The 26,208-nt window shown below is 51.4% G+C and carries 24 protein-coding genes and 1 pseudogene; 12 read left to right on the top strand and 13 right to left on the bottom strand.

The window, feature by feature from the left end:
• Nucleotides 1-4 precede the first annotated feature (4 nt).
• Complete coding sequence (locus tag MCB1EB_RS09995; RefSeq protein WP_045364662.1) at nt 5-529, bottom strand: disulfide bond formation protein B; 525 nt, start codon at nt 527-529, stop codon at nt 5-7.
• 161 nt (nt 530-690) lie between these two features.
• Here MCB1EB_RS09995 and MCB1EB_RS09990 point away from each other — a divergent pair, with 161 nt between their 5' ends.
• Both MCB1EB_RS09990 and MCB1EB_RS09985 read left to right on the top strand, forming a co-directional pair.
• Entirely contained in the window at nt 691-2,451 is a 1,761-nt protein-coding gene (locus tag MCB1EB_RS09990; RefSeq protein ID WP_045364665.1) for a cation:proton antiporter, read from the top strand.
• Nucleotides 2,452-2,644: 193 nt separating this feature from the next.
• Nucleotides 2,645-3,508: pseudogene (locus MCB1EB_RS09985) on the top strand (gamma-glutamyl-gamma-aminobutyrate hydrolase family protein); the annotation flags it as partial.
• 101 nt (nt 3,509-3,609) lie between these two features.
• On the opposite strand, the gene MCB1EB_RS09980 reads toward MCB1EB_RS09985, so the two are convergent.
• Nucleotides 3,610-3,792, bottom strand: coding sequence for a hypothetical protein (locus tag MCB1EB_RS09980; protein WP_045364668.1), 183 nt, complete (start codon nt 3,790-3,792; stop codon nt 3,610-3,612).
• Between the two features lie 116 nt (nt 3,793-3,908).
• Here MCB1EB_RS09980 and gcvT point away from each other — a divergent pair, with 116 nt between their 5' ends.
• From gcvT to gcvP, 3 genes are all read left to right on the top strand, one after another.
• Nucleotides 3,909-5,033, top strand: a complete 1,125-nt coding sequence (gene gcvT / locus MCB1EB_RS09975; RefSeq protein ID WP_045364672.1) for a glycine cleavage system aminomethyltransferase GcvT — start codon at nt 3,909-3,911, stop codon at nt 5,031-5,033.
• A gap of 39 nt (nt 5,034-5,072) precedes the next feature.
• On the top strand, nt 5,073-5,453 hold the full coding sequence (gene gcvH, locus MCB1EB_RS09970; protein WP_045364673.1) for a glycine cleavage system protein GcvH: 381 nt from the start codon (nt 5,073-5,075) through the stop codon (nt 5,451-5,453).
• A gap of 135 nt (nt 5,454-5,588) precedes the next feature.
• Nucleotides 5,589-8,591 (top strand): aminomethyl-transferring glycine dehydrogenase, encoded by a 3,003-nt coding sequence (gene gcvP, locus MCB1EB_RS09965; protein ID WP_045364677.1) that lies wholly within the window; start codon nt 5,589-5,591, stop codon nt 8,589-8,591.
• Nucleotides 8,592-8,627: 36 nt separating this feature from the next.
• Here gcvP and MCB1EB_RS09960 read toward each other — a convergent pair whose 3' ends face one another.
• Nucleotides 8,628-9,749 (bottom strand): anhydro-N-acetylmuramic acid kinase, encoded by a 1,122-nt coding sequence (locus tag MCB1EB_RS09960; protein WP_045364679.1) that lies wholly within the window; start codon nt 9,747-9,749, stop codon nt 8,628-8,630.
• Nucleotides 9,750-9,833: 84 nt separating this feature from the next.
• On the opposite strand from MCB1EB_RS09960, the gene tyrS reads away from it, so the two are divergent.
• Nucleotides 9,834-11,084 (top strand): tyrosine--tRNA ligase, encoded by a 1,251-nt coding sequence (tyrS, locus tag MCB1EB_RS09955; RefSeq protein WP_026921411.1) that lies wholly within the window; start codon nt 9,834-9,836, stop codon nt 11,082-11,084.
• 173 nt (nt 11,085-11,257) lie between these two features.
• Here tyrS and ruvB read toward each other — a convergent pair whose 3' ends face one another.
• The 7 genes from ruvB to murU form a co-directional block, all read right to left on the bottom strand.
• Nucleotides 11,258-12,319, bottom strand: a complete 1,062-nt coding sequence (gene ruvB, locus MCB1EB_RS09950; protein ID WP_026921410.1) for a Holliday junction branch migration DNA helicase RuvB — start codon at nt 12,317-12,319, stop codon at nt 11,258-11,260.
• 37 nt (nt 12,320-12,356) lie between these two features.
• The gene (ruvA, locus tag MCB1EB_RS09945; RefSeq protein ID WP_045366300.1) at nt 12,357-12,935 is read right to left on the bottom strand and encodes a Holliday junction branch migration protein RuvA; all 579 of its coding nucleotides are present in this window, start codon (nt 12,933-12,935) and stop codon (nt 12,357-12,359) included.
• Between the two features lie 107 nt (nt 12,936-13,042).
• Nucleotides 13,043-13,585, bottom strand: a complete 543-nt coding sequence (ruvC, locus tag MCB1EB_RS09940; RefSeq protein WP_045366303.1) for a crossover junction endodeoxyribonuclease RuvC — start codon at nt 13,583-13,585, stop codon at nt 13,043-13,045.
• Nucleotides 13,586-13,657: 72 nt separating this feature from the next.
• Nucleotides 13,658-15,241 carry a bifunctional phosphoribosylaminoimidazolecarboxamide formyltransferase/IMP cyclohydrolase gene (purH, locus tag MCB1EB_RS09935; protein WP_045364682.1) on the bottom strand — a complete coding sequence of 528 codons (1,584 nt, stop codon included), beginning with the start codon at nt 15,239-15,241 and terminating at the stop codon, nt 13,658-13,660.
• A gap of 51 nt (nt 15,242-15,292) precedes the next feature.
• Nucleotides 15,293-15,526 (bottom strand): Fis family transcriptional regulator, encoded by a 234-nt coding sequence (locus tag MCB1EB_RS09930; RefSeq protein ID WP_026921406.1) that lies wholly within the window; start codon nt 15,524-15,526, stop codon nt 15,293-15,295.
• Between the two features lie 423 nt (nt 15,527-15,949).
• A complete protein-coding gene (locus tag MCB1EB_RS09925) occupies nt 15,950-17,161 on the bottom strand; it encodes a UbiH/UbiF/VisC/COQ6 family ubiquinone biosynthesis hydroxylase (RefSeq protein ID WP_045364685.1) in 1,212 nt (403 codons plus the stop codon).
• A gap of 53 nt (nt 17,162-17,214) precedes the next feature.
• Nucleotides 17,215-17,913: an N-acetylmuramate alpha-1-phosphate uridylyltransferase MurU gene (murU, locus tag MCB1EB_RS09920; RefSeq protein ID WP_081953555.1), complete on the bottom strand. Its 699-nt coding sequence runs from the start codon at nt 17,911-17,913 to the stop codon at nt 17,215-17,217.
• 245 nt (nt 17,914-18,158) lie between these two features.
• Between murU and MCB1EB_RS12445 the strand changes: the two genes are divergently transcribed.
• Nucleotides 18,159-18,413 (top strand): GNAT family N-acetyltransferase, encoded by a 255-nt coding sequence (locus MCB1EB_RS12445; RefSeq protein ID WP_232034107.1) that lies wholly within the window; start codon nt 18,159-18,161, stop codon nt 18,411-18,413.
• Nucleotides 18,343-18,618, top strand: a complete 276-nt coding sequence (locus MCB1EB_RS12440) for a GNAT family N-acetyltransferase (protein ID WP_232034106.1) — start codon at nt 18,343-18,345, stop codon at nt 18,616-18,618. The genes MCB1EB_RS12445 and MCB1EB_RS12440 overlap by 71 nt, the downstream gene beginning before the upstream one ends.
• A 37-nt stretch (nt 18,619-18,655) precedes the next feature.
• Here MCB1EB_RS12440 and MCB1EB_RS09910 read toward each other — a convergent pair whose 3' ends face one another.
• The gene (locus tag MCB1EB_RS09910) at nt 18,656-19,684 is read right to left on the bottom strand and encodes an aminoglycoside phosphotransferase family protein (RefSeq protein ID WP_045364687.1); all 1,029 of its coding nucleotides are present in this window, start codon (nt 19,682-19,684) and stop codon (nt 18,656-18,658) included.
• 138 nt (nt 19,685-19,822) lie between these two features.
• Between MCB1EB_RS09910 and MCB1EB_RS09905 the strand changes: the two genes are divergently transcribed.
• Genes MCB1EB_RS09905 through rsmA form a run of 4 tightly spaced genes read left to right on the top strand, consistent with a single transcriptional unit; the run spans nt 19,823 to nt 24,837 of the window.
• Nucleotides 19,823-22,144 (top strand): LPS-assembly protein LptD, encoded by a 2,322-nt coding sequence (locus MCB1EB_RS09905; protein WP_232034105.1) that lies wholly within the window; start codon nt 19,823-19,825, stop codon nt 22,142-22,144.
• 11 nt (nt 22,145-22,155) lie between these two features.
• Complete coding sequence (locus MCB1EB_RS09900; protein WP_052393975.1) at nt 22,156-22,848, top strand: SurA N-terminal domain-containing protein; 693 nt, start codon at nt 22,156-22,158, stop codon at nt 22,846-22,848.
• 28 nt (nt 22,849-22,876) lie between these two features.
• Nucleotides 22,877-23,998, top strand: coding sequence for a 4-hydroxythreonine-4-phosphate dehydrogenase PdxA (gene pdxA, locus MCB1EB_RS09895; protein ID WP_045364692.1), 1,122 nt, complete (start codon nt 22,877-22,879; stop codon nt 23,996-23,998).
• Complete coding sequence (gene rsmA / locus MCB1EB_RS09890) at nt 23,998-24,837, top strand: 16S rRNA (adenine(1518)-N(6)/adenine(1519)-N(6))-dimethyltransferase RsmA (RefSeq protein ID WP_045364695.1); 840 nt, start codon at nt 23,998-24,000, stop codon at nt 24,835-24,837. Before pdxA ends, rsmA begins: the two co-directional genes overlap by 1 nt.
• A 40-nt stretch (nt 24,838-24,877) precedes the next feature.
• Here rsmA and MCB1EB_RS09885 read toward each other — a convergent pair whose 3' ends face one another.
• Complete coding sequence (locus MCB1EB_RS09885) at nt 24,878-25,627, bottom strand: lysophospholipid acyltransferase family protein (protein ID WP_045364698.1); 750 nt, start codon at nt 25,625-25,627, stop codon at nt 24,878-24,880.
• A 6-nt stretch (nt 25,628-25,633) separates the two neighbouring features.
• Nucleotides 25,634-26,191 (bottom strand): D-glycero-beta-D-manno-heptose 1,7-bisphosphate 7-phosphatase, encoded by a 558-nt coding sequence (gene gmhB / locus MCB1EB_RS09880; protein ID WP_026921398.1) that lies wholly within the window; start codon nt 26,189-26,191, stop codon nt 25,634-25,636.
• Between the last annotated feature and the right edge of the window lie 17 nt (nt 26,192-26,208).

Genomic DNA, 26,208 nt, shown 5'->3' with positions numbered 1-26,208 from the left:
GCGATTATAACGAGCTTTTTGCCGCTCTGCCAAGTTTGCGTGATGAAAAAAGGCTAAGACTCACCAGCGCAAAGATCGACAAATAGCCGATTAACGACCAAGTTGGCAGCGAAAGCCCGAGAATCGGCGCATAGGGCACCTCGCATAACCGGCTGGCGGTAAACGCTGATGGTAGAATCCAGGCCAGCGGAAGGTTATCGACAAGCGGGCGTAAAATATCGAAACCACAGCTAAAAAATGGATGTTTAAGTACCCAGATTTGGCGCACGGCCGCAACGATGCCGCCGATAGTTGCAATGAGCGTGAGTACGTGGAGCGCTAAGTTCAGACGGCGCTGGCGTACGCTAGCGCCGGTTAGCGCAAAAAGTGCAATCAATATATATGCATAGCGCTGCAAGATACATAACGGGCACGGGGCCTCGTTTTCAAAAAATTGAAGATAAAATGCGCCGCTTAGAAATGCGATACTGATTAGGCCGCCTAGCCCGAGTAAACGTGGTGAACGGAGCCAATCGAATCTTGGATTCATGAAAATGGATAAAATGGAATCGCTAAATTAAAAACTATTGTAACGCGAAGTGGCCACAATCACTGTTCGCTTAAGCTATAGTTCGGGAATGAGCGCTGTTTTTTAGCGCTGTGGCTTAATCTGATTACATTATTGTATCTGCCTTCAAGGACATATACTGCATGCAGCATACCATTGGTTTTATTCATGATCTGGCTGTGATCATGTTGATCGCGGGGATCGTCACCGTGCTTTTCCATCGTTTTAAGCAGCCGGTGGTGTTGGGTTACATTGCCGCGGGGGTCATTATTGGGCCCCACACGCCACCGTTTGAGTTAATTGGCGATGAGACCTCGATTCATACGCTAGGCGAGCTTGGCGTGGTCTTCCTGATGTTTTCGCTCGGGCTTGAATTCAGTTTGCGCAAGCTGGTTAAAGTTGGCGCAACCGCGATTGTTGCCGCATTGTCGGAGATTGTTTTGATGCTATGGCTCGGCTATGAAATAGGCCGTGCTTTTGGCTGGAAAACCATGGATGCGCTTTTTCTTGGCGCCATGCTGGCCATTTCGTCTACGACCATTATTGTCAAAGCGCTGGATGAGCTGGGTTTAAAGCGTGAGCGTTTTGCGCAAACGGTATTTGGTATCTTAATTGTTGAAGATATCCTTGCCATAGCGATGATTGCGTTGCTTTCAGGGATTGCGAGCAGTGGTTCGGTGGATGCGGGCAGTGTGGTGATCACGCTTGCGCGTCTCATGTTGTTTATGGTCGTATCATTGGTGCTTGGGCTACTGCTCGTGCCGCGCTTATTGCAATATGTGGCGCGTTTTAAACGCGATGAAATGTTGCTGATTACAGTGCTTGGCTTGTGCTTTGGGTTTTGCTTAATCGTCGTTAAACTGGATTATAGTATTGCGCTTGGGGCCTTCTTAATCGGCGCAATTATGGCTGAATCTCGTCCGCTACATTCGATTGAGCGGGTGGTGGCGCCGCTCCGCGATATGTTTAGCGCAATCTTCTTCGTGACGATCGGGCTGATGTTGGATTTGCGCGCGCTGGTGGATCATGCGGGGCCGATTGCGGTAATTACGGTGGCGGTGGTATTCGGCAAAATTCTCACCTGCGGGCTCGGCACCTTCGTCGCGGGATGCGATGGCCGCACGTCAATGAGAGTCGGGATGAGCGTGGCGCAAATTGGCGAGTTTTCGTTCATTATTGCGGCGTTGGGTGTGTCTTTGCATGTGACCAGTGATTTTCTTTATCCGGTTGCAGTTGCGGTTTCTGCGCTGACAACTCTGTTTACGCCTTATCTGATTCGGGCTGCCGATCCGTTGACGCAACGCATCGCAAATATTTTGCCGCGCCCAGTTGTCAGCTTGTTTTCTAATTACTCGCAATGGTTATCCAACTTGCAGCCCACGGGCGATAATGCCGCGGTGTTTAGGGTGGTGCGTAATATCGTGCTACAGATTGCGATTAACCTCGCGCTGGTTGCAGCCATATTTATTGGCGTTTCTTATTTTGCGATCCGTATTGACGACTGGGTGAACGCTCGAGTGCCGGATGAGCGTATTCAAAATGTCTTGTGGTGGAGCGCCGCGCTTGCGATCTCAATGCCTTTTTTGGTTGCCATCTACCGCAAACTTAAATCGCTGGCGCTTTTATTAGCTGAAATAAGCGTGCGGCCAGCGGTCACGGGGCGTTTTACAACCAGTATTCGCTATGCGCTGGCTGAACTTGTGCCAGCGATCGCGATGTTTGGCGTATTTTTGTGGGTGGTGGCTTTAAGCGGACGGATTCTGCCTCCGGTCGATTTATTGATTGCCGTTTTAGCCTGCGCCGCGCTTTTACTTGTGGTACTGTGGCGCTGGTTTGTGCGGGTTCACGCTAGATTGCAAATCGTGTTGCGTGAAACTTTTGATCATAATCAAGACCATGGTTAGCGTGTGGTTTTTTCCACCGGCCGCTAGAAAATAGAGAAAGCTCATTTGAATAGGCAATTTTGTAATGAACGAAAACTCAAAATCGACCGTAGTTGAACCTTCTGCGACCACCGTTGAGTCAGCTAAACCTGTGTCTGCGGCGGCTGAGTTGCCCGTCCTGGCGGTAGACGGTTCTGCGGCAGCTTCTTATGCAAAAGACAATGATTCAGCCTGGTCGGTCTTTGGACGTAGTGTCGTCGCGCGTTTGCGTATGTTATATGGCCGCGCCACGCAGCAGATTACACAACGGACTTTGCGTATCGGTATCTCGGCGCGGATTTTTCATCCAGAACCCGGCGGCAAGGGGCTACGCGGTAAAACCTTGCAATATTTAGAAGAGTCTATTGCGCACTGGGTGATGTCGCGTGATGTATTAGTGTTTATGATTCCGACCGTGGGCCAGCAGGGCATGTTACATCCTAGCAATATCCGGCTACGCGATTACGCTAAGCAATTGGATGGACTGGTGTTGCAAGGGGGCGCTGATGTTTCGCCGCAATCGTACTCGCCTGAGGCGACGCGCCCTGAGTGGCCAGGGGATCGCGTGCGCGATATGTATGAGCTGGAGCTATTGCACGAATTTATTGAGGCCGGCAAGCCTGTACTAGGTATCTGCCGCGGTTGTCAGTTGATTAATGTTGCCTTTGGCGGGACTTTATATCAAGACATTGCAAGCGATGTCCCTGCGGCTGGCGTGCATGTGAGCGATCGATACGATTTGCATCATCATACGGTTAATTTTCCGACTGGCTCATCCTTTTCTAAGCTATTTTCAGCGGGTGATGCAACCGTCAATTCAATTCATCATCAGGCGGTGAAAACGCTGGGGCGCGATCTATCGGCTGAAGCCATCTCAGCGGGCGACGATATCATTGAAGCGGTGCGTTACAACAAAGCGCCATTTGTCGTAGGGGTGCAATGGCATCCTGAGTTTCATCGTGCTTTGGGGCCGGAGTTACTTGATTGCACGCCGCTGCTGGATAGTTTTTTACGGGCTGCCCGCGAGACGCGTTTTTAGCGGCGTGCCATTTTCTGGCAGATCCAGATCGTCTTCTTCAAAACACCACATCTCTGTCTTGTGGGCATATAAATAGCAATCACGCAAAGCGTTTTCTGGCGTTAGAGCCGATAGTCCATAAAATTTTCTCTCCATGGAGAAAATTTTGCATACCAAGTGCGGGGGCGGCCAAAGGCTAGTACCCCTTCCATTTCCAGTTGAGAAGGGATTTTCAGTACTGCGATATAAAGATAGCGCGGAATCTGCGTGATCCAGCCGTGACGATGGAATGTGGTTGCGTCCATGACTGCGGCAGAAGGAAAAGGTCATAAGTAAGGATGTGAGCACAGATCATTTCTTTGGTCAGCCCTCAGCGGTATAATATTGCATACTGAATTTAAATATTCTTAGGCTGTGCTGAATGACCGATTTAAGAAAAACGCCTCTTTACGCCATGCATTGCGCCTCTAACGCCCGTATCGTTGATTTTGGGGGGTGGGCCATGCCTTTGCATTATGGTTCTCAGCTTGATGAACATCATGCGGTGCGTGCGACGGCGGGCATGTTCGATGTCTCGCATATGTGCGTGGTCGATATCGGCGGTACGGTCGGCAGTGATGATGTGCGCGTTTTTTTGCGCTATGCGCTCGCCAATAATATTGACAAACTCAAAATCCCGGGGCGCGCGCTTTATTCGTGCATGCTCAATGCACGGGGTGGTGTAGTCGACGATTTAATCGTTTACTATATTCGTGAAGATCTGTTTCGTATCGTTGTGAATGCGGCGACGGCCGAAGCAGATATAGTCTGGCTTAACCAATTAAACGCTGAAGGTGAATTTGGCGTGACGCTGATGCCGCGGCGCGATTTGGCGATGATCGCTGTGCAAGGTCCACACGCCAGTGAGAAAGTTCTGAATTTAGTGCCTGCTGTGCGTGCTGCGGCCGCAGCGCTAAAACCTTTTGGGTTTGCGCTTGCGCCAACTACGCCATATGGCGAAATGTTGCTGGCGCGCACGGGTTATACCGGCGAGGATGGTTTTGAGCTGATGCTTGCGGCGGAGGCGGCAAGCGCTGTGTGGTCGAAGCTGATTGAGGCTGGTACGCGTCCTTGTGGCTTGGGCGCGCGCGATATGCTGCGGCTTGAAGCGGGCATGAATTTATATGGCCAAGATATGGACATGGATACCTCGCCGCTGGATGCTGGCTTAGAGTGGACCGTTGATCTAGTAACAGCGCGAGATTTTGTGGGTAAAAGAGCTCTATTACACGCGGGTTGCCAGGCGGTTTTTGCCGGGCTCATACTGTGCGAGTCCGGCGGTGTTTTGCGGGCGCAGCAGACGGTGTTGACGGCAGCTGGGCCGGGGCAAATTACAAGCGGTACATTTTCACCCCTATTGCAACGGTCGATTGCTTTTGCGCGTTTGCCGTTAGGCGTGCAGGTAGGGGATACGGTGCAGGTCCAAATTCGTAACAAACCATGCGCTGCGCGGGTTGTGAAACTGCCTTTCGTACGTCACGGCAAAGCGTTAGTTAATGGATGTTAAATTTTCCGATGACGCATATTTAAGCAAAAGGAATAACAGATGAAACTCCCAGCAGATTTAAAATACACGGCATCGCATGAATGGGTGCGGGTTGAGCCTGATGGCGTTATCACTATCGGGATTACTGACCATGCGCAAGAAGCGTTGGGCGATATCGTTTTTTTAGAATTGCCGACTGAAGGCACAGAAATTGCTGCTGGCAAAGCATTAGCGGTGATTGAATCGGTTAAAGCTGCCTCAGATATTTACGCGCCTATATCTGGCGAGGTACTTGAAATAAATGAGCAGTTGGCTGATGAACCTGGCGCTGTGAATGCTGATCCGTATGCGGCTTGGCTATTAAAAATGAAGCCTTCTAGCGAGGCAGAATTTGCCTCACTCATGGATGCTGAAGCATACCGTCAATCGATTGGCGGTTAGTTGCTAGAAAATTGAACTGACTTTAAGCGTTAAAGTCAGTTTTTAAATTCGCATAGCGAGTCCCGCGTAGGATTCGCTTAATTAGTTCTGCGATAGCCTCCATCAAGCAGAATCTGAAACTCAATTCAACTCCCGATGCAACCTCTTTCCCTTAATTTAATCGACTCTTCTACTTCTCTTCAGGCGTGCGAAGCTTACGACAGCTTTGCCAAACGGCATCTTGGCTTAAGTGACGCCGAGCAACAGCAAATGCTGGCTGAGCTTGGTTTTACTTCACGTAAAGCCTTGATCGACGTGGTCGTCCCCGCTGATATCCGTCGCCATGACGCATTGCCATTAGGCGCTTTCAGCGAAGCCAAAAGCGAAGCACAGGCATTGGCTGCACTGCGCGCATTGGCGGCGCAAAATCAGGTATTGCGTTCTTTTATTGGTCAGGGTTATTACGGCACGCATACCCCCAGCGTGATTTTGCGCAATGTGCTAGAAAATCCGGCTTGGTACACGGCTTATACGCCGTATCAACCCGAAATTTCACAAGGGCGCTTAACGGCCTTGCTGAATTTTCAGCAGATGGTCACCGATTTAACCGGCCTGGCATTGGCGAATGCATCGATGCTTGACGAAGCGACTGCGGCGGCTGAGGCAATGGGCTTGTTGTGGCGTGTTAGTACAACCCAATCGAAAATATTCTACGTGGCTGAAGACGTGTTGCCGCAAACCATTGCGGTTGTGCAAACGCGAGCGCAGGCGTTAGGCATTGACGTCGTCGTCGGACCTGCCGCGGCGGCTATGCAAGCCCAAGCGTTCGGCGTATTGCTGCAATATCCAGGGGTGGATGGCGCAGTGCGTGATGATCAAGCGCTGGTGAAGGCGCTCCAGGCGGCCGGAACGCGGGTCGCCGTCGCCGCGGATTTGCTGGCTTTAACATTATTAACGCCACCGGGTGAATGGGGGGCCGATATTGCGCTCGGCAATACACAGCGTTTTGGCGTACCGATGGGGTTTGGGGGCCCGCACGCGGCCTATTTTGCCGTGCGCGATGAATATAAACGTCATTTACCTGGGCGTTTAGTCGGTGTCACGGTGGATGCGCAAGGCAACCCCGCGTTGCGGCTTGCGCTGCAAACCCGCGAGCAGCATATCCGCCGTGAGAAGGCTACCTCAAATATTTGCACGGCGCAGGCGCTGCTCGCCATTATTGCAAGTATGTATGCGCTCTACCATGGTCCATCAGGTCTGCGCGCGATTGCTTTGCGCGTGCACCGCTTAACTGACATTCTGGCCGCGGGGCTCGAGCAACTCGGGTTCGAGATGGTGAATCAGACCTCTTTTGATACTCTGACGATTAAGACGGATGCTTTAACGGAGAAAATGCATGCGCAAGCGGAGCGGCATGGAATCAATCTGCGGCGGATAAATGCAACGCAAGTCGGGGTATCACTCGATGAAACCACAACGCGTGCGGATTTGATTGAGCTATGGACGGTATTTGGCTTAGTCAGTCGAGCCGCAGAGGGTTTAGTTAAGCCCTTGAGTGCAGCAGTTAAAGACGACACAGTAGGGACCGTAGCACGATTTTCTTTACCCGAGATTGAGGCGCTGGACGCTACCACGGGTTCGCGCCTACCGACCTCGTTGCTGCGCCAAAGCAATTACTTAACGCATCCGGTCTTTAACAGCTACCATACTGAACATGAAATGCTGCGCTATCTACGGAACTTAGCGGATCAAGATTTAGCGCTTGATCGCACGATGATTCCGCTGGGTTCCTGTACGATGAAGCTGAATGCAAGCTCGGAAATGCTACCCCTGAGTTGGCCTGAATTTGCGCAGATACATCCGTTTGCGCCTGCGCCACAAACGGTAGGTTATCGGACGATGATTGAGCAATTAGAGCAAATGCTGATTGCTTGCACTGGCTATGCCGCAGTCTCGTTGCAGCCCAATGCGGGCTCGCAAGGCGAATATGCGGGGTTACTTGCGATTCGCGCATATCATGCGTCGCGTGGGCAAGCGCAGCGTGATGTTTGCCTGATTCCGGCCTCCGCGCATGGCACTAATCCAGCTTCGGCGCAAATGGCGGGGATGCGGGTGGTGGTGGTGCGCTGCGCGGCAAATGGCGATATTGATCTGGCCGATCTACGCGCGCAAGCCGCACAATACGCACAGCAGTTGGCTGCGATTATGATTACCTATCCATCCACGCATGGCGTATTTGAGCGTAATGTGCGGGAAATTTGTGAGATTGTGCATACTCATGGCGGCCAAGTTTATATCGATGGTGCGAATATGAATGCGATGGTTGGTTTATGCGCTCCCGGCCAGTTTGGCGGTGACGTTTCGCACCTTAATTTGCATAAAACTTTCTGTATTCCGCATGGCGGCGGTGGACCTGGCGTGGGACCGGTGGCCGTGGCGGCGCATCTCGTCCCATTTTTACCGGGCCATGTTACGACTCCAAGCCAGGCCGGTGAAGTAGGCGCCGTTTCAGCTGCGCCCTATGGCTCGGCATCGATTTTGCCTATTTCATGGATGTATATCGCCATGATGGGCGCAGCAGGTCTGACTGCGGCGACTGAATGCGCGATCTTGGCGGCAAATTATTTGGCGCATAAGCTGGGTGCGCACTATCCGCTGCTGTATAGTGGCCCGCAAGCAAAAGTGGCGCACGAATGTATTCTTGATCTACGGCCTTTGAAGGAGGCCACCGGCATTACGGTGGAAGATGTGGCTAAGCGCTTGATTGACTATGGTTTTCATGCGCCGACGATGAGTTTTCCGGTACCTGGTACGCTCATGATCGAGCCCACCGAATCGGAATCTAAAGCTGAACTGGATCGTTTTATCGATGCGATGATTGCAATTCGCGCTGAAATCCGTGAGATTGAAGAAGGTGGGGCTGATCGCGTAGATAACCTGCTTAAAAATGCGCCGCATACGGCTCAAGTGGCGACCGCAAGCGCTTGGGCGCATACTTACTCGCGTGAAGCAGCGGTGTGGCCGCAGCCGATAGTGTTAAAGCGTAAATATTGGCCACCTGTTGGCCGGGCGGACAATGCTTATGGCGATCGGAACCTATTTTGCTCCTGTATGCCCGTCGAAGAGAGTCTCTCTGCGGAACATAAAGAAGATGTATAGAACGGAATAAACTGCGAGTTGTTTCGCATACGCAGCCTAGCGTGGGTAAAGCGCACCCAGTACTCGCGGCCCGGCTGCGCCAGTCACTGAGGGTAAGTTGCCTGGGGCGCGTGTGACACAGCGCATGGCAAGCCATGCAAAGGCGCAGGCTTCAACCTGTTGCGCAGGTACGCCAAGCGTATCGGTGGTAGAAAGGGTGGCATGCGCCAGGCCTGCGGTGCTCAGGGCGGCGCCTAGCATTTGCATCAACGCGGGATTGCGCGCACCACCGCCACAGACGTAAATGGCTTGGCATCTACTGGCAAACTGCGCGATGGCCCGCGCAATGCTATGTGCAGTCAAGGCAGTGAGCGTGGCCTGTACGTCTTGAGGCGGCAAAGTATCGAATTTTTCTAAGCGGATATTCAGCCAAGCGGAGTTAAACAGCTCACGTCCCGTACTTTTCGGGGGCGGGAGAGCAAAATAGTGCCCAGCCAGCAAAGTGTGCAGCAAATTCTCATTGACCTTTCCGCTTAAGGCAAAACAGCCATTGGTGTCGTAGGGGGTGCCGAGATGCAAATTCGCCCAATAATCAAGGAGGGCATTGCCTGGGCCACAGTCAAAGCCACCAGTGGTTTCCTCTGCTGCGAGAATTGTGATATTACTGATGCCGCCAATATTGCAAATCACGCGAGTTTCATCAGGAGCGCCAAACTGTACTGCATGAAAGGCGCAAACGAGGGGTGCGCCCTGTCCGCCTGCGGCAATATCTCGGCTACGGAAATCGGCCACTACATCGATTGAGGTTAATTCTGCGAGCCGCGCTGGGTTATTAATTTGCCGGGTATAGCCTAAGGTAGGCTGATGGCGGATAGTCTGTCCATGCACGCCAAGCGCTTGCACTTGGCTAGGCTTTAGCGCGGCTTGTTGGAGCAGTTCGTTGGTGGTTAGCGCGTAGTCATGGGCTAATTGATTGGCGATCTGTGCTTCTCGCTCGATTTCATTATGCCCAGGAGTTTGCAGGGCAAAAAGCGCTTCACGTAACGCTGGTTCAAAACTGCGCGCTGAAGCAGCGAGTACCTGTAGGGGCTGGCCTGGTACAAACTGCACGGCTACCCCGTCCACGCCATCAAAACTTGTGCCAGACATTAGGCCCAAATAAATACTTTGTGCCAAAATGCACTCCTTAAAAAATTTGTGTCACTATACTCGATTTGGTCTATTTGGTTTTTCAATAACTTTCACTAACCCATTTGATTTAGCGTGAAGACTCAGCATTCTCCTACCCAATCCACACTTTCCGCGCCTCTTACTGATGAAGTAAAAGCCGCACTGGCTATTACGCAACGCGGTTGCGATGAACTCTTGATCGAAGCCGAGTTTATCCAAAAGCTTGCGCGTAGCGCCGCCACTGGCATACCTTTGCGGATTAAACTCGGACTTGATCCGACGGCGCCAGATATCCATTTAGGGCATACGGTGGTGCTTAATAAAATGCGCCAATTGCAGGACTTGGGGCATACCGTGATTTTTCTCATTGGCGATTTTACTTCACTCATTGGCGACCCGTCCGGGCGCAATGTGACTCGCCCACCGCTTACGCGCGAGCAAATCGAAGCCAACGCAAAAACTTACTTTGAGCAAGCCTCGTTGGTATTAGATCGAGCTAAGACTGAAATTCGCTTTAACAGTGAATGGTCAATGGCGCTCGGAGCGGATGGCATGATTAAGCTTGCCTCGCGTTATACCCTGGCGCGAATGCTTGAGCGCGATGATTTTACGCAGCGTTTTCAAGGTAATACGCCGATTTCGATTCATGAACTCTTATATCCGTTGATGCAAGGATACGATTCCGTGGCTTTAAAAGCAGATCTTGAACTAGGCGGCACGGATCAGAAATTTAATCTGCTGGTTGGGCGTGAATTGCAAAAACAATATGGACAGGATCCTCAATGCATTTTAACCATGCCTCTTCTAGAAGGATTAGATGGGGTTGAAAAAATGTCGAAGTCCAAAGGCAACTATATTGGCATTCAAGAAAAACCAGCTGATATGTTTGGTAAATTGATGAGCCTTTCAGATGACTTGATGTGGCGCTATTACGAGTTGCTGTCATTTCGCAGCTTAGCTGAGATTGAAGGGTTTCAAGGTGAAGCCAGTGCGGGACGCAATCCACGCGACTTTAAAGTTTTGCTCGCGCAAGAAATAGTCACCCGCTTTCATTCAGCAACCGCCGCTGAGCGCGCCTTGGAAGAGTTTAATCACCGCGCGCGGGGTGGCGTGCCGGACGATATTCCGGCGCTCACGCTAAACGGTGCGCCGCTGGCCATTGGCGCGTTGTTAAAACAAGCAGGCTTAGCGCCGTCAACGACAGAAGCCATGCGTAATATTGAGCAAGGCGGGGTGCGAATTGACGGCGCAGTGGTGTCTGATAAAGCGCTTAAAGTAGAGGCTGGGACCTATGTTGTGCAGGTCGGCAAGCGGCGCTTTGCGCGCGTGACAGTGTTAGCCTAAAAGGAGAAAAGCAAACCGCACGCATACGGCATCCGCGCGCTCCAGCCACCTCATGCATGCGGTGGCTTTCCGCGCCTTCGGGTAAAAAGTATTCGGATACGATTACCCGTAGCATAATCTGCGAGATGGTTTGTTTACCGCATCCTAGTACCACTTCTAAAAGTGTTAAACGGCTAAATCTTTTGTGTGTCCCAAAATTCTCGAATGGGTCCGCCGTCAGGCGCAGCGAGCCCAAAATGCCGGTAGGTGAGTAAGGTCGCAATGCGCCCACGCGGCGTCCGCTGTAAAAAGCCTTGTTGGATTAAATAAGGTTCAAGCACGTCTTCGATCGTATCGCGCTCTTCGCCGATTGCCGCGGCCAGATTATCCACGCCGACGGGCCCGCCATCGAATTTATGTAAAATGGCTTCAAGTAATTTGCGATCCATCAGATCAAAGCCCACTGGGTCGACATCTAGCATGGAAAGGGCGGCATCCGCGATAGCAGCGGTAATCTCGCCGTCTGCTTTGACTTGCGCATAGTCGCGCACGCGGCGCAGGAGACGGTTTGCGATACGCGGTGTGCCGCGCGCGCGCCGCGCGATTTCAAGTGCGCCATCGTCGGCGATGGTCACCTCGAGCAATTGCGCTGAGCGACGGACAATTTGCGTAAGTTCCGCCGCATCATAGAATTCAAGCCGCGCCACAATGCCAAAACGGTCGCGGAGCGGGTTAGTCAACATGCCCGCGCGCGTTGTTGCGCCAATCAACGTAAAAGGCTGTAAATCCAGTTTTAAGCTGCGCGCCGCAGGGCCCTCGCCGATCATAATATCAATTTGATAATCTTCGAGTGCGGGATACAAAATTTCTTCGACGACGGGAGAAAGCCGGTGGATTTCATCGATAAAAAGCACGTCATTGGCTTCGAGATTGGTGAGCAAAGCGGCTAAATCGCCCGCGCGTTCAAGCACTGGCCCCGAAGTTTGCCGCAAATTGACGCCCATTTCGCGCGCGATGATATGAGCTAGCGTGGTTTTGCCTAGTCCTGGCGGCCCAAAGAGCAACACATGATCAAGTGCTTCAGCGCGTTTTCTGGCGGCTTGAACAAAAATCTCCAATTGCGCGCGCACTTTTTGCTGACCTATATAGTCATTGAGTTGGCGTGGCCTGAGCGCGCGTTCATAGACCTCTTCATGAGGTGAGGTAGAGGTTGTAGCGACTAGGCGGGGGCCTGAAAGAGCGTCAGTTTCGATCATGATTGAGCAGGTGGTAAGCGGTTAAGGCGGATCTAAACTAGGTTTTTGAGAGCGCTTTCAAGGCAAGTTTAATGCCGTCCGACACGCTGGCGCCAGCGGGTACGTTCTTAATTGCCAGCAGTGCTTCTTTTTCCGAATAGCCTAGCGCCAGCAAGGCGTTAAGAGTATCAGCAGCGTTTGCGCCGAGCGCGTGGCCTGCTACAGCGCCTAGCTCAACGCCCAGTTTACCCTTTAATTCAAGCAGCAGCCGCTCAGCGGTTTTTTTGCCAATGCCTGGTATGCGAGTGAACAGAGCTGTATCTTGCGCGGTTACGGCTTGCGCTAAATCGTTCACACTCATGCCTGAAAGTACTGCAAGCGCCATACGCGCGCCGATACCACTGATTTTAAGCAATTCACGAAAAGTCGAGCGTTCTGGCGCAGTCGCAAAACCATACAATAAATGCGCGTCTTCGCGCACCAACAATTGCGTGAGCAATACCACTGACTCGCCTGCTGCGGGTAAAGTGTAAAAAGTGCTCATCGGCACATCGATTTCATAGCCGATGCCGTGGCAATCGATCAGTAGATGCGGTGGATTTTTTTCCAGCAAAATGCCGGCGATGCGACCAATCATGACAACAATAAAAGCGGATTTAAAAAGTAAGTGTAGCGCATTCGGGTTGAACCGTTCGCGCAGACTGAGCAATTTCTGTGACGAACGGGCTAAAAAGAACGATCTTCTCAACCGATAAGCCGACCGCGGCGTAGACGATATCCCTTTTGCGTCAATGCCGGCGCAAGCCCGCCCAGCACACTCAGCGCGCCGCTGCTATGCGCATGGCAAATGGCAACGCCAAGCGCATCAGCCGCATCCGTGCCAGGTAAGCTATTTAACTGCAAGAGTCGGGCAATCATTTGTTGTACTTGCTCTTTGCTGGCGCGCCCATAGCCCACAACCGCCTGTTTTAGCTGAAGCGCGGTATATTCATAAACCGGCATGCCCCCCGCCACCAGGGAGCAAATTGCTGCGCCACGCGCCTGGCCGAGCAGTAATGTCGATTGCGGATTCACATTGACAAAGACTTTCTCAATGGCGGCTTGCATCGGGGCATGCTCGCCAAGCAGAGTGGCGATGCCCTTAAAAATTGTGCCGAGCCGTTGTGGCAGATCGGCATTGGGGGTTTTGATAACGCCGCTGGCGATATAACTTAAGCGCTGACCGTTTTGTTCGATCACGCCAAAACCCGTAACCCGTAAGCCGGGATCAATGCCGATGATTTTTATGCTGTTCATTCAATTGCATGTTTTGCATAAAAAGAGGATGCGCCCAAAATCAGCCCGACCCGCTTGCATCCGTCAATGCCGAAAGTGGCGGGTGCCGGTAAATACCATAGCGATGTTATGTTCATCTGCTGCGGCGATCACCTCATCATCCCGTACTGAGCCGCCTGGTTGAATAACGCAGGTTGCGCCAGCGGCAACAATCACATCCAGTCCATCACGAAACGGAAAAAACGCATCTGAAGCGGCCGCGCAACCGGCTAGGCTTAGACCGGCGTTTTCTGCTTTAATGCGGGCAATGCGAGCGGCGTCAATGCGGCTCATTTGACCCGCGCCAATGCCAAGCGTCATACGCTGCGCACAAAACACGATGGTATTCGATTTAACAAACTTAGCAACCTGCCAGGCGAATAACGCATCTTCCATTTCTTTGGGCGTTGGATGGCGTTTGGTGACTACGTGTAATTCATGCAATTGAATGTTTTTTGCATCTGGCGATTGCACTAATAGACCGCCGCCAATGCGCTTCAAATCAAAGGCATGGAGTGTCTGACCCAGCGGAATTTCAAGTACTCGCAGGTTGTGTTTGGCGCTCAGCAATTCTTTCGCGCCCTCGCTAAAGGCCGGTGCAATTAGCACTTCAACAAATTGTTGCAACACCGCTTGCGCGGTTGCGGTATCGACTTCGCGATTAAATGCGATGATGCCGCCAAAAGCTGACGCTGGGTCAGTTTGGAAGGCTTTGGCGTAGGCGGCGGCGGCGCTGTCTGCAAGCGCTGCACCACACGGGTTTGCATGCTTAACGATGACACAAGAATGGGCTTCGGCGGCGTTGGCGGTAAAACTTCTAACGCATTCCCAGGCGGCGTCGGCATCGGCGAGATTATTATAAGAAAGTTCTTTGCCTTGTAATTGACGATAATTTGCGAGGGTACAGTTAGGAGGATTATGGTCTCGGTAAAACGCAGCCTGTTGATGTGGATTTTCGCCATAGCGTAGATCTTGCACTTTCTCAAAGGCTAAATTGAGCACCGCTGGGTATGGGTTACGTGTGGTATGCGTTAAATCATCGCCCAAGCTGCTCAAATAATTTGTAATCGCCCCATCGTATTGAGCGGTATGTGCAAAGGCTTTGGCAGCAAGCCGAAAATTCGTGGCGTAACTCACCGTATGCGTGTTTTGCGCGCGTATTTCATCAAGCACTATGCTGTAATCAGCCGGGTCAACGATAACGGTGACATTCTGATGATTTTTAGCAGCCGAGCGCAACATTGCTGGACCGCCAATGTCAATATTTTCAATCGCCTCGGCGAGCGTGCAATCGCCACGCGCAATGGTTTGGGCGAATGGATAAAGATTCACCACCAGTAAATCAATGGTTCCGATCTCGTGCTCTTGCAATGAAGCCATATGGGCCGGGAGATCGCGCCGCGCGAGTAAGCCGCCGTGTATTTTAGGATGCAAAGTTTTGACGCGCCCATCAAGCATTTCGGGAAAGCCTGTGTAATGAGCAACCTCAGTAACGGCTATGCCTGCTTCCGTTAAGTGTTTAGCGGTACCGCCGGTTGATAGAATGGCGACGCCAAGTGAAGAAAGTGCGCGCGCAAATTCAATAATGCCGGATTTGTCCGAAACAGAAAGGAGTGCTTGTTTGATCATTATTTATTAGAAATAGAAAGTCTAGCCGCTCAAACAGGAGCGGCTGAATGACTACAACAAATCGTGCTGTTGCAGCTTCTTGCGCAAAGTATTACGGTTCATGCCAAGGTATTTGGCTGCTAGCAACTGTTTTCCTCCTGCCCGAGCGATAATATACTCAAAAAGGGGTTTCTCGACGCATGTAATCACCATTTTATAGAGGTCATGCGGGTCTGAGCCGTCCAGATCTGCAAAGTAGCTATCTAGACTTTTGTGGACGCATCGTTCGATTTCACCTTTGCTCATACAATTCGCCACTGGGTTTGAGGAAGTAACGTGATAGGAGATGCAGCGCAACGATGCTGAGAGTGGTTAAAAGGACGCTTGAGATTGGCGCAGAGCGGGTAAAACGACATCAACGAAACAGGATTCAGCATCATATATTCAAACTTACAGCAGAAGGAGGGGCGCGGAGAAAAAAGGGGTACATTCTAACTTAACCTGCTGGCTATTTTGCATTCCTGCGCTTGAAATCTTCTATAAAAAAAATATATTGATAGTAAAGTTGAGGCGGGCCGGTGAGTGTGAAATGGCCCGCTGGATCCCCGTAAAGTGCAAGCTAGCCTCGTGAGCTTAAAGCTTGGAGTTTGGCAGATATTTTTTGTGCGGAAGCTTCGCTTAAAAACGACTTCAAGGTAAATCAGTTAAAAATTTGGCTGGGAGATTCAATTAATCCCGTTGGCCAAACATCATGTGGTGCGCCAATTTACGCTTAAATAGCGGCAAACAATTCAGTGCGGTCAGAGCGAGTCCATAACTGGGTGCAAGTAATGCGCCAAACGGAGGTGCAAAACTATGCGTGAAAATGCGCGCCAGTAGATCGGTCGCCGTGACAGTTAATTTTCGATCCGCGCGGCGGCGTTGTGCGAAGCAAGTCAGAGCAGCAGGGGTTGGACCCAGGTCAGACAGAGCCTCCGCTAACGTATAAGCGTCGCGTAAACCTAAGTTTAACCCTTGCCCGGCAACTGGATGCAAAGTCTGGGCCGCATTTCCAATGACGGCAATGCGATGGTCAGCGAGCGCTGCCGCTGTGTTTAAATTCAGAGCAAAGGAAGCACGGCCATTGATTTCGGTAAAACGTCCGAGACGCGAGCCAAATCGCGAACCTAGTTCGGTTAAGAAGTCGGCTGGGTTTGCGTGCAGCCGACGTTGTGTATTGTCGGGACGGCCACACCAAACCAGCGCATAGCTTGCGTTGCTCTCGCCCCCTAAAGGAAGCAGGGCGAGCGGGCCTTCGTCAGTAAAACGTTCCCACGCGATATAAGACTGTGGGGTGTCGACGCTGATGACGCCGACCAACGCAACTTGCTGATAAGCACGAGTATTGCCGGATGGGGCGTTGAGTGTAGCAGAGGATTGAGCGTGATATTGACCGCCCTCGGCGTGGACTAAAAGCTGAGCGCGTAGCGTGCGCGCCCCGCTGGGGGTTTCAATCGGCAGCGTGACGCCATATGCATCTTGCATAGGTGTACCGGCTTTGGTTTGGGTAAAGCGTTGTAGCGTGTGGTGCGGCAGTGCGTTTTCTAGCGTAGAGAGAAGCGCGCCGTAACGGACAACATAGCCAAGTGCTGGCAGATGATGTTCACGGCAGTCGATCAGCGTACGTCCAAAAGATCCACATTGCGAGATATGTACCTGTTTAATCGGTACCGCTGTCGTTGGCCAGCCTAATGCTGCAAGTAGGCTGCGACTTCCCTGCGAGAGCGCAAAAGCACGCGGATCGTGCTGCGCTGCGGCGGGTTGCTTTGCATCAATCAGCGCAATAGACATGGTGCGGGTTGCGCTGCGGCGCATAAGCCAGCCCGCTAGGGCAAGGCCAACTGGCCCGGCGCCAATAATGGCGAGATCGAAATCAAAGGGGATACTGAGCGAGGGGGGCATGGTTGGTTTGTTTTAGCGCGTGTTTTCAGAATAAACTGTTGGCCGGGTTTTTGTCATTCGGCGTTGAGCAGTTGGAGTTGAGCGGGCGTACCCACATTCGCCCAATTACCCTGATGCAGTTCGCCGCTTGCACGTTGTGCTTTAATCGCAGCTAAATAGTAAGGGGTGAGCGCACAACGTTTACCGGGCTTGAGGTCATAAAACATCCGAGTATCGTACACGCCGATATTGCCGAAGGTCAAACGTGCAGCATCGTGCAGCGATAGCAGGCCATTTGCAAGGGCAAAATCGCCATTCGGATGATATTCAGGGTTCTGGACCATCACTAGATGCATATGAGGTTCAGACAAATTTTGCAGCCGTTGCAGGTGTTGGTGCAGGGCACGATAGTCATAATCGGTAAAAATATCGGCGCTCACTGCAACGAAGGCGCAAGGCTGTTGTTGCGCTTCGAGCAAAGGGAGGGCCTGAGCAATCGCACCGGCTGTTTCTAGCAGCTCGGCTTCAGCGGAATAGCGGATATGTACGCCCCAGTGGGCGCCATCACCAAGCGCTGCCTCAATTTGTTCGCCCAGCCAATGATGGTTGATGATGATGGTCGTGAACCCGGCCCGCGCCAAGCGCTCAATTTGCCATACGATAAGTGGTTTGCCTCGCGCCGTGAGTAAGGGTTTGGGGCAAAAATCGGAGAGCGGGCTCATGCGTTCGCCGCGTCCAGCAGCGAAGATCATAGCGGTTTGAGAAGAGATCATTATAGAAAAAATAGCATTGTGCTTGAGGAATCGACGAACCCGTAATATTAAAGCTATGCGCCTGCTTTGGCGTTGAGAGTTATTTTATTCATGAAGCTCATATTGTAAGGTCGACGCGTGGCTTGAACAATCATCGGCGGATAGGCTTATAACTCAGGAAAAATTCGGCGCTATTTTTAAATTTGGTCGGTAACTTCAAAGTTCTGCGGAGTATTATTGATCAAGATGTCAAAGCAAGAATGAACATGAATATTACTATCCGCCATGAGCAGGCTGCCGACATCGCCACCATCACACGGCTTACCGAGTCTGCATTTCGAAGCGAGCCACACGCAAGCCATACTGAGCAATTTATCGTCAATGCCTTACGGCATTATGATCAACTGACGATCTCTCTGGTGGCAGTAGCGGGCGATGCTATCGTAGGCCATGTCGCCCGTTACCCTTTCGTCGGGCGCAACTGGATGGTACGGCCTTGGGCCAATCTCCGTACGGCCTGAACGCCAGGGCCAAGGTATCGGCTCGAAGTTGATGAAGGTGGCTCTCGCTGAATTGCAACGCCTAGGCGGCCTCGGCTGCGTAGTTCTGGGAAACCTTGCCTACTACGGTCGCTTCGGATTCAAAGCCCATCCTGGCCTGGTTTATGATAATTATATTTCTTTGCTTTATTGCTTTCAGTCAAACTTTAGACCCTGTTTTCATTAATCATTAAGTGGTGCGCTTTGCCTCTAAGTATATAAAATTATCGATTAACCTTTGCACCCTCGATTTTGTCTAAGATCTGCAACAATGGTGCTAATTCACGATAGCGTTGTGCGACATTACGCACATAAATGATAAACCTTGGTGTGTCGGCTAAATAGTTTGCTTTCCCATCCAAATAGTAAAGTCGCGCAAAAAGTCCTAAGATTTTTAAATGTCGTTGCAAGCCCATCCATTCAAGCTCACGGTAAAATTGCGCAAAATCGGTGCGCACCGGCAAGCCGGCTTTTTTTGCTCGCTCCCAATATTGGGCTATGCAATCTAACTCAAATGATTCATCCCAGCTAATAAATGCATCTCGGAATAAAGAGACGACATCATAGGTAATGGGGCCCAGCACTGCATCTTGAAAATCAATGACTCCTGGGTTGGGAGGAGATGCCATGAGATTGCGCGGCATATAGTCTCGATGCATAAAGACCTTGGGTTGCGTGAGTGCGTTTTCAACCAAAATCGTAAAAATGGAATCGAGCGTTGTGCGCAGAGTCTGATCCACCGTGATTCCCAAGTGGCGCTCAAGATACCAGGTGGGAAATAACTCAAGTTCTCGCCGCACAAAGGCTTCATCGTAAATCGGTAAAACCTCTGCGCGCGTCGCGCATTGCCAGCGGATCAGTGCATTGAGTGCAGCGTCAAATAAGGGGTAAGCTTCTAGAGGATCGGATGCGCTTAAAATAACCTTAAGGTAAGTGGCGCGGCCAAGGTCAGTGATGAGCATAAAACCATGGGTAAAATCGCTTTCATAGACCTGAGGTGCATGGATGCCTGTTTGGGCTAAGATTAACGCAATCGTGGCGAATTCAACGCATTTTTGTGGTGGTGGCGCGTCCACGGCAAGCAGGGTTGGGCCATATGATCCGGCACTGGCAAGTCGGAAATAACGGCGTGCTCCCGCGTCTGCGCTAGCGGATTCAAGTGACGTTAAATCTAATTGATAATGCTTAGGTAAAGTTGCTAGCCAATCTGAAAGGAGCGTTAGGCGAGTATCAACCAGGGAAGGGTGTGTCATCAAAATATAACGAAGAGAGAGCGATCTTGCTTATATAATACCCGATTATTTTCTGCGTTCTGTTCGGCTAAGACCTGTTTGAAACTCACCTTTAGACATTTGACTAAGCTGTAACGGCTATTAATTTCTTTGTTAACTTTGCCTCGATCTACTCATCCGCGTCTCTCGTCTTTGTTGGTTGCCTTGCTGGCGTTGCCAGCTAGCGTGCCGCTTGTTGCTTTTAGCCAGCCACTCGAGCCGGTGATCAGTGCAGGCGCGCCTATCTCGGGGCTGACGCTAGCGCCGCAGCTTGAAGAGCATCCGTTGTCTCCAGGTCAGGGTACGGCAAGATTTGTGTTGGGCGATCAAGTCGAAGCGCAGGGCGAGCAAGAGGTGACTGTTTCGGGCTCGGCTGAGGTGCGTACTTCAACTACAGTGATCAAAGGTGATCGGTTGCATTATGATGCGACCACAGATCAAGCTGATGCTTACGGTAATGTGCGGATTATCAATAAAGGGAATACTTTTAGCGGACCTGAAGCGCACTTAAAGGTCAAGGCAAATGAGGGCTATATGCTTTCGCCTAGCTATCGCTTTATTGCTGGCGGTTCAGGGAGCGCGCAACGGATTGATGTGCTGGATCCAGAGCGCACAGTCATTACGCGCGGCACCTATACGGGATGCCCATGTTCGCAGCCGGCATGGAATATCAAGGCGAGCCGCGTTGAATTTGATAAAGCGAATAACTTAGGCGTGGCGCGTAATGGTGTGCTGTTCTTTCAGCAAGTCCCGCTTTTTGCGAGTCCTTATTTGTCATTTCCATTGTCCAATCAGCGGGTTTCTGGTTTGTTGCCGCCAGTGGTTGCATTGGGTTCGACGGCGGGGGTTGATGCGACGCTACCGTATTACTTTAATATTGCGCCAAACCGTGATTTGACGCTTTATCCACGTTATATGTCACGCCGCGGCATGCAGCTTGGCGCAGATTATCGTTATTTGTCCCCCACTTATTCAGGCTCGCTCAACGTTGAATATTTGCCTCATGATGAAGTCATGCAGAGCCGGCGTTATGCGATTCATGCGCAACACGCCCAAGAGTTGGGTAATAGCTTAGGGGCTTATTTCAACTACAATCGCGTATCGGATAATACTTATCCAGAGGACTTAACCGCCGGTAATATGTTTATGAACGGCATGCAGTTGCTTTATCAACAAGAAGCTGGCTTGACGTATAATCGCGGGCCTTGGTCCGCGCTGGCGCGTGTGCAGCGTTGGCAGACCTTGCCGCCATCGGCCGCACCGTATGGGCGGGAACCCGAATTAGATGTTAAATATGAGCGTTATGACGCATATGGCTTTGATTTTGGCGCGCAAGCGAATTATTCGCGGTTTAAAATCACGACGGCAGATTTAACGGAAGGTGATCGGGTTTTTTTGAAGCCCTATCTAAGCTATCCGTTGCTTAGCTCAGCTTATTTTATTGTGCCAAAACTGCAATATCATTTGGCTGCGTATAACCTGAACACGATTGCGTCGACGGCTAGCGCGTCCCAACCGCGCCATATTAATACGGCAATTCCAACCTTGAGCTTAGATAGCGGACTGATTTTTGAGCGTCCGGTACGCTTTTTCGGAAAAGAATATATTCAGACCCTTGAGCCACGACTATATTATGTGTATACGCCTTATCGGGAGCAAAGTTTTATGCCGCTCTTTGATAGCGCGGAGTCTGATTTTGGCTTAGCTGAAATTTATACCGAAAACTCCTTTGTAGGAAATGATCGGATTGCTGACGCCAATCGCTTGACGGCAGGTATAACCACGCGTTTTACTGATTCAGTAACGGGTGATGAGCGCGCGCGTTTAGTGGCGGCGCAGCAGTATTATTTTCAGCAACAGCGCGTGGCCCTGCTGCCCAATCAACCGAATATGCGGGCCAATCATTCTGATTTATTATTAGGCGCGGCGTTTAAATTAGGGGCGGGTTTCAGTTCGGAAACCGCTGTGCAATTTAATGCGGATGATAATGAGCTGATCCGTTCCAACCTTGGCTTTGGCTGGAGTCCAGCCGATCGCAAGGTGTTTAATCTGGCGTATCGTTATACGCGTGCTAATCCAACGCTCAATTATCAGCCGATTAAACAAGCAGTGATCTCTGCGCAGTGGCCATTGAGCCGGCGTTTATATGGAGTGGGGCGGCTTAATTATGGTCTCGATAGCCACCGTGTAGTCGATAGTCTATTAGGTTTTCAGTATGATGCGGATTGTTGGGCGTTTGGCTTGGCGATTCAGCGCTTTGCTAATGGGATTGATCCAAGTGGCGCGAATGCGACCGGCACACGCGTGCTAGCGCAGCTTGAGTTTAAAGGGTTGTCGAGAATTGACAATGGGTTAATTGAGCAATTGCGCGCGAGTGTGCCGGGATATGTTGGACTGCCACCGCCACTGCCACCGCCCTCGCGTTTTTCAAATTATGAGTAAGTGAATTGTTTATGCGAATTTTTGATTGGGTTAAACCATCTGTTGTAGTGCTTTTGACGGTTTTGTCTGTATTTCCTTCGCTTACTGTAGCGAAAACACAAAAGCCTTTATCTTCTGCGGTTCAGGAAGTGGATCGGGTGCTGGTGGTTGTAAACCATGAAGTGATTACCCAACGCGAGTTAGCGGCCCGCTTGGAGCTCGTGACACGCCGCCTACAGCAGACTAAGGCGCCGATTCCGCCTGCTGCACATTTAAAACTCCAGGTGCTTGAGCAGATGGTGCTAGAGCGCATGCAATTGCAAACGGCAAACCAGGAAAGGATTACGGTTAATGATGAAACCATTGATCGTACGCTTGAACAAATCGCGCAGGCCAATCGATTATCGCTTGAACAGTATCGTGAGTGGTTAAAAAAACAGGGCGTAGCCTGGTCTGTTTTTGTCACGGATGTAAAGAATGAGCTGATTCTCAGTCGTTTACGCCAGAAAGAGGTGGAGCAAAAAATCACTGTCTCGGATGCGGAGGTGGCTAATTATCTGGCTAATCACCAAGGCACTGAGGGCGCTGAAAAATCTCTCGCCCAGCCAGAACAGGTGCGGCAAGCTCTGGGCATGCGCAAAGCTGAACAAGCCTATGCCGATTGGTTGCGGGAGTTGCGAGACAGCAGTTTTATTTTATATAAAACGGATAGCGCAGCGTTTTAATTGGATCCGCTTGGTTTCGGCTTAACTCATGCATACAGACGCTGCGCTTAAAATTGCAATTACCACGGGTGAACCAGCCGGAGTCGGCCCAGAACTCACCCTGTTGGCTCTGGCTCATGCGCTGTTAGTTGAGCCCCCTATCTGGCCTGATGTGTATTTTACTGTGCTGGGCGATAGCCCATTACTGGAAATGCGCGCCAAGGTGGTTGGCGTTGACTGGTTAGCGCTCTTAGCGACTGGGCGGATCGCGTTGCGCCATGAGGCACTGAGCGCGCCGGTCACAGCCGGCCAGCTCAATGCAGCGAATAGTCGTTATGTACTTGCGTTGCTTGATGTGGCTATCGCAGGTGCCTTGGCCAAGTCCTTCGATGCGATCGTGACAGCTCCGCTACAAAAAAGCGTGATCAATGAGGCGGGTATTCCCTTCACTGGCCATACTGAATATTTGGCGGTTCGCACGGGGACTGAGCAGGTGGTGATGATGCTCGCGGGCCAGCCCAATGCACGGGCGGAATCCGCTGCACTGACCACATCAATCACCTCAACTTCAACCCAGCATAGATACCACCCGTTTAAAAGCTCGTGTCGGCCAGGCCAGGCTTTTCGGGTGGCGCTGGCAACCACCCATCTGCCGCTCAAAGAGGTGGCTGCAGCGTTAACGACAGACAAATTGATTAGCACGCTACGCATTATGGATGCCCATTTGCGCCGTGACTTTGGCATTAAAAAACCACGCATTTTAGTGACCGGATTGAATCCACATGCGGGTGAGCAGGGCCATCTGGGGCGTGAGGAAATTGAGATTATTATCCCAGCGCTAGAGTATGTGCAGGGCTTAGGAATTGATGCGCGTGGTCCTTATCCGGCAGACACATTGTTTCAGCCGCGTTATTTAGATCAGGCAGATTGCGTACTTGCGATGTATCATGATCAAGGGCTACCGGTGCTGAAATATGCAACCTTCGGCACAGGCATTAATGTGACGCTTGGTTTGCCCATTATACGAACTTCAGTCGACCATGGCACGGCCTTAGATTTGGCCGGTACCGGTCGGGCTGATCCGGCGAGTTTGCTAGAGGCGATTGACGCTGCGGTTACAATGGCGCGATATCGCCGTTTCCCGGAGTCCAACTTGGGTATTTCAGTTTGATGCAGAAGAACCGCGCTTGCGCAGAGAATAATCAGAGGTATCAAGGGCATACTGCTCGTAAACGCTTTGGGCAGAATTTTCTGGTAGACACCGGCATTATCGAAAGGATTGCGGCGGCCATTGCGCCGCAGCCAGATCAACGCTTGGTCGAGATTGGCCCTGGTTTAGGGGCTTTGACCGCACCTTTGTTGGCGCGCTTAGGCCAAAGCGGCATTTTGCATGCGATTGAGCTGGATCGCGATCTTATTGTGCGTTTGCAAAAACGTTTTGGCGCTAGACTAATCTTGCATTCGGCGGACGCCTTGACGTTTGATTTCCAAGCTTTCGCAATGGCGCAGACGGTCGCGCCGGCCCTGCTGCGGATTGTGGGGAATTTGCCCTATAACATCTCAACCCCATTATTATTTCATTTACTGAGTTGTGCGGACTGGGTGGCGGATCAGCATTTTATGTTGCAAAGCGAATTGGTTGAACGTTTAGTTGCCAGTCCAGGGAGTAAAGCGTATGGGCGTCTTTCTGTCATGTTGCAGTACCGTTATGAGGTCGATAAGCTGATTGACGTTCCTCCTACTGCGTTTGCGCCCGCTCCCAAAGTAGATTCCGCCGTCATTAGAATGGTGCCGCGCCCGTTAAATGCTTTGCCTGCAGTGGATTGGGTCTGTTTTTCGGAGCTGGTGGCGGCGGCTTTTTCGCAGCGGCGCAAGATGTTGCGGAATGCGTTGGCGGCTTATCGCGCGCGGATTGATTTTGATGCCGTGGGTTTTGATCTTGCGCGTCGTGCAGAAGAGGTTGCCGTGCCTGAATATGTAGCGCTTGCGCAGCACTTATCTGCCGCTTGAACTGTGGCGGATGTAGCCGCTTAAATGCGCAGGCGCCGATTTATGACCGAGGGGCCATAGGGGCAAGGCGCAGCATCTCGGTTTCAATCCAAGTTTCAACTTCTGCGTTGACCTCGGCTGGTGTACGGCCTGTGGTCTGGATTGGTTTGCCAATTGAGACCGTGACGACGCCTGGATATTTTATGAAAGAATTGCGAGGCCATACATAGCCGGCATTATGCGCAATTGGAATCACAGGAACGCCGGCGCTTACGGCAAAATGTGCGCCGCCTACTTTATATTGACCTCGCGTGCCAACTGGGGTGCGGGTGCCTTCTGGAAACATAATAACCCATGCGCCTTCGGCCAGCCGCGCACGTCCTTGGCGGAGCATCGAAGCAAATGCGCTATGGCCTTTGCGGCGATCAATTTGCACCATCTTTAACATGCCTAGCGTCCAGCCAAAAAAAGGTATAAATACCAACTCTCGCTTAAAAACAAAGCATAGCGGACGTGGTAAGAGAGCGGGAAAAGCGAGCGTTTCCCAGGCGGATTGGTGCTTTGATAATAATACGGCAGGGCCGTTAGGCAAGTTATCAAGGCCTTCTAAATGGTAGCTAATGCCGTTCAAAATACGCAGCATCCACAGGGTCACGCGGCACCAAGCGGCAATCATTGCGTAACGACACTGCGTATTCATCAAAGGGAAGGCTAAAAAGCACGCTAGTGCGTACGGAATAGTGAAAAGAACCAAATAAAGCGAGAAAAATAATGAGCGCAGCAAGATGCTGAACGGTTGAGCAGGCCACATAGTGATTTAAACGGTAGAGTTGGCTAGAAAATCAAGCGTAAAAGCCCATAGATCTTGATGGACTTTGGTGCCGCTGGGTAGCGCGCCCGCCTCATAAGTTGCGCGCCCTTTTCCGGTTAAAACCAGATGCACGGGAAAACCGAGCGCGGCCCCAGCCGCTAGATCGCGTTGCGCATCGCCCACTACAGGGGTAACTGCGGGTTCAATATTAAAGCGCTCGATAATCATTTGCAGCATACCGGGTTTGGGTTTGCGGCAATTGCAATTGTCATGAGCGGTATGGGCGCAAAAGAATACGGCATCGATGCGGGCGCCAAACGCAGCAGCGGCTTGATGCATTTTAAGATGAATTGCATTTAAAGTCGCCATATCAAACAGACCGCGGCCAACGCCTGATTGATTGGTCGCGACGACGACTCGATAGCCGGCTTGATTAAGCCGGGCAATGGCCTCAAGGCTACCCGTGATCGCGTGCCATTCGTCAGGTGATTTGATAAATTCATCGGCGTCATGATTAATCACGCCGTCACGATCGAGGATAACGAGTTTTTTAGCTGTGCTCATGGTTAGACGGAGTGATT

Origin of the sequence: Mycoavidus cysteinexigens, from assembly GCF_003966915.1 — a bacterium.
Lineage (GTDB): Bacteria > Pseudomonadota > Gammaproteobacteria > Burkholderiales > Burkholderiaceae > Mycoavidus > Mycoavidus cysteinexigens.
Note: the sequence above shows the minus strand (reverse complement) of the source record. Positions and strands in the feature narration are given on the sequence as shown.

Bases quoted from the DNA above. Each gene is read 5' to 3' on its own strand.
- MCB1EB_RS09995 (WP_045364662.1), bottom strand. From the start codon at position 529: ATGAATCCAAGATTCGATTGGCTCCGTTCACCACGTTTACTCGGGCTA.
- MCB1EB_RS09990 (WP_045364665.1), top strand. From the start codon at position 691: ATGCAGCATACCATTGGTTTTATTCATGATCTGGCTGTGATCATGTTG.
- MCB1EB_RS09980 (WP_045364668.1), bottom strand. From the start codon at position 3,792: ATGGACGCAACCACATTCCATCGTCACGGCTGGATCACGCAGATTCCG.
- gcvT (WP_045364672.1), top strand. From the start codon at position 3,909: ATGACCGATTTAAGAAAAACGCCTCTTTACGCCATGCATTGCGCCTCT.
- gcvH (WP_045364673.1), top strand. From the start codon at position 5,073: ATGAAACTCCCAGCAGATTTAAAATACACGGCATCGCATGAATGGGTG.
- gcvP (WP_045364677.1), top strand. From the start codon at position 5,589: ATGCAACCTCTTTCCCTTAATTTAATCGACTCTTCTACTTCTCTTCAG.
- ruvB (WP_026921410.1), bottom strand. From the start codon at position 12,319: ATGATCGAAACTGACGCTCTTTCAGGCCCCCGCCTAGTCGCTACAACC.
- ruvA (WP_045366300.1), bottom strand. From the start codon at position 12,935: ATGATTGGTCGCATCGCCGGCATTTTGCTGGAAAAAAATCCACCGCAT.
- purH (WP_045364682.1), bottom strand. From the start codon at position 15,241: ATGATCAAACAAGCACTCCTTTCTGTTTCGGACAAATCCGGCATTATT.
- MCB1EB_RS09930 (WP_026921406.1), bottom strand. From the start codon at position 15,526: ATGAGCAAAGGTGAAATCGAACGATGCGTCCACAAAAGTCTAGATAGC.
- MCB1EB_RS09925 (WP_045364685.1), bottom strand. From the start codon at position 17,161: ATGCCCCCCTCGCTCAGTATCCCCTTTGATTTCGATCTCGCCATTATT.
- murU (WP_081953555.1), bottom strand. From the start codon at position 17,913: ATGATCTCTTCTCAAACCGCTATGATCTTCGCTGCTGGACGCGGCGAA.
- MCB1EB_RS12445 (WP_232034107.1), top strand. From the start codon at position 18,159: ATGAATATTACTATCCGCCATGAGCAGGCTGCCGACATCGCCACCATC.
- MCB1EB_RS12440 (WP_232034106.1), top strand. From the start codon at position 18,343: ATGTCGCCCGTTACCCTTTCGTCGGGCGCAACTGGATGGTACGGCCTT.
- MCB1EB_RS09910 (WP_045364687.1), bottom strand. From the start codon at position 19,684: ATGACACACCCTTCCCTGGTTGATACTCGCCTAACGCTCCTTTCAGAT.
- MCB1EB_RS09900 (WP_052393975.1), top strand. From the start codon at position 22,156: ATGCGAATTTTTGATTGGGTTAAACCATCTGTTGTAGTGCTTTTGACG.
- pdxA (WP_045364692.1), top strand. From the start codon at position 22,877: ATGCATACAGACGCTGCGCTTAAAATTGCAATTACCACGGGTGAACCA.
- rsmA (WP_045364695.1), top strand. From the start codon at position 23,998: ATGCAGAAGAACCGCGCTTGCGCAGAGAATAATCAGAGGTATCAAGGG.
- MCB1EB_RS09885 (WP_045364698.1), bottom strand. From the start codon at position 25,627: ATGTGGCCTGCTCAACCGTTCAGCATCTTGCTGCGCTCATTATTTTTC.
- gmhB (WP_026921398.1), bottom strand. From the start codon at position 26,191: ATGAGCACAGCTAAAAAACTCGTTATCCTCGATCGTGACGGCGTGATT.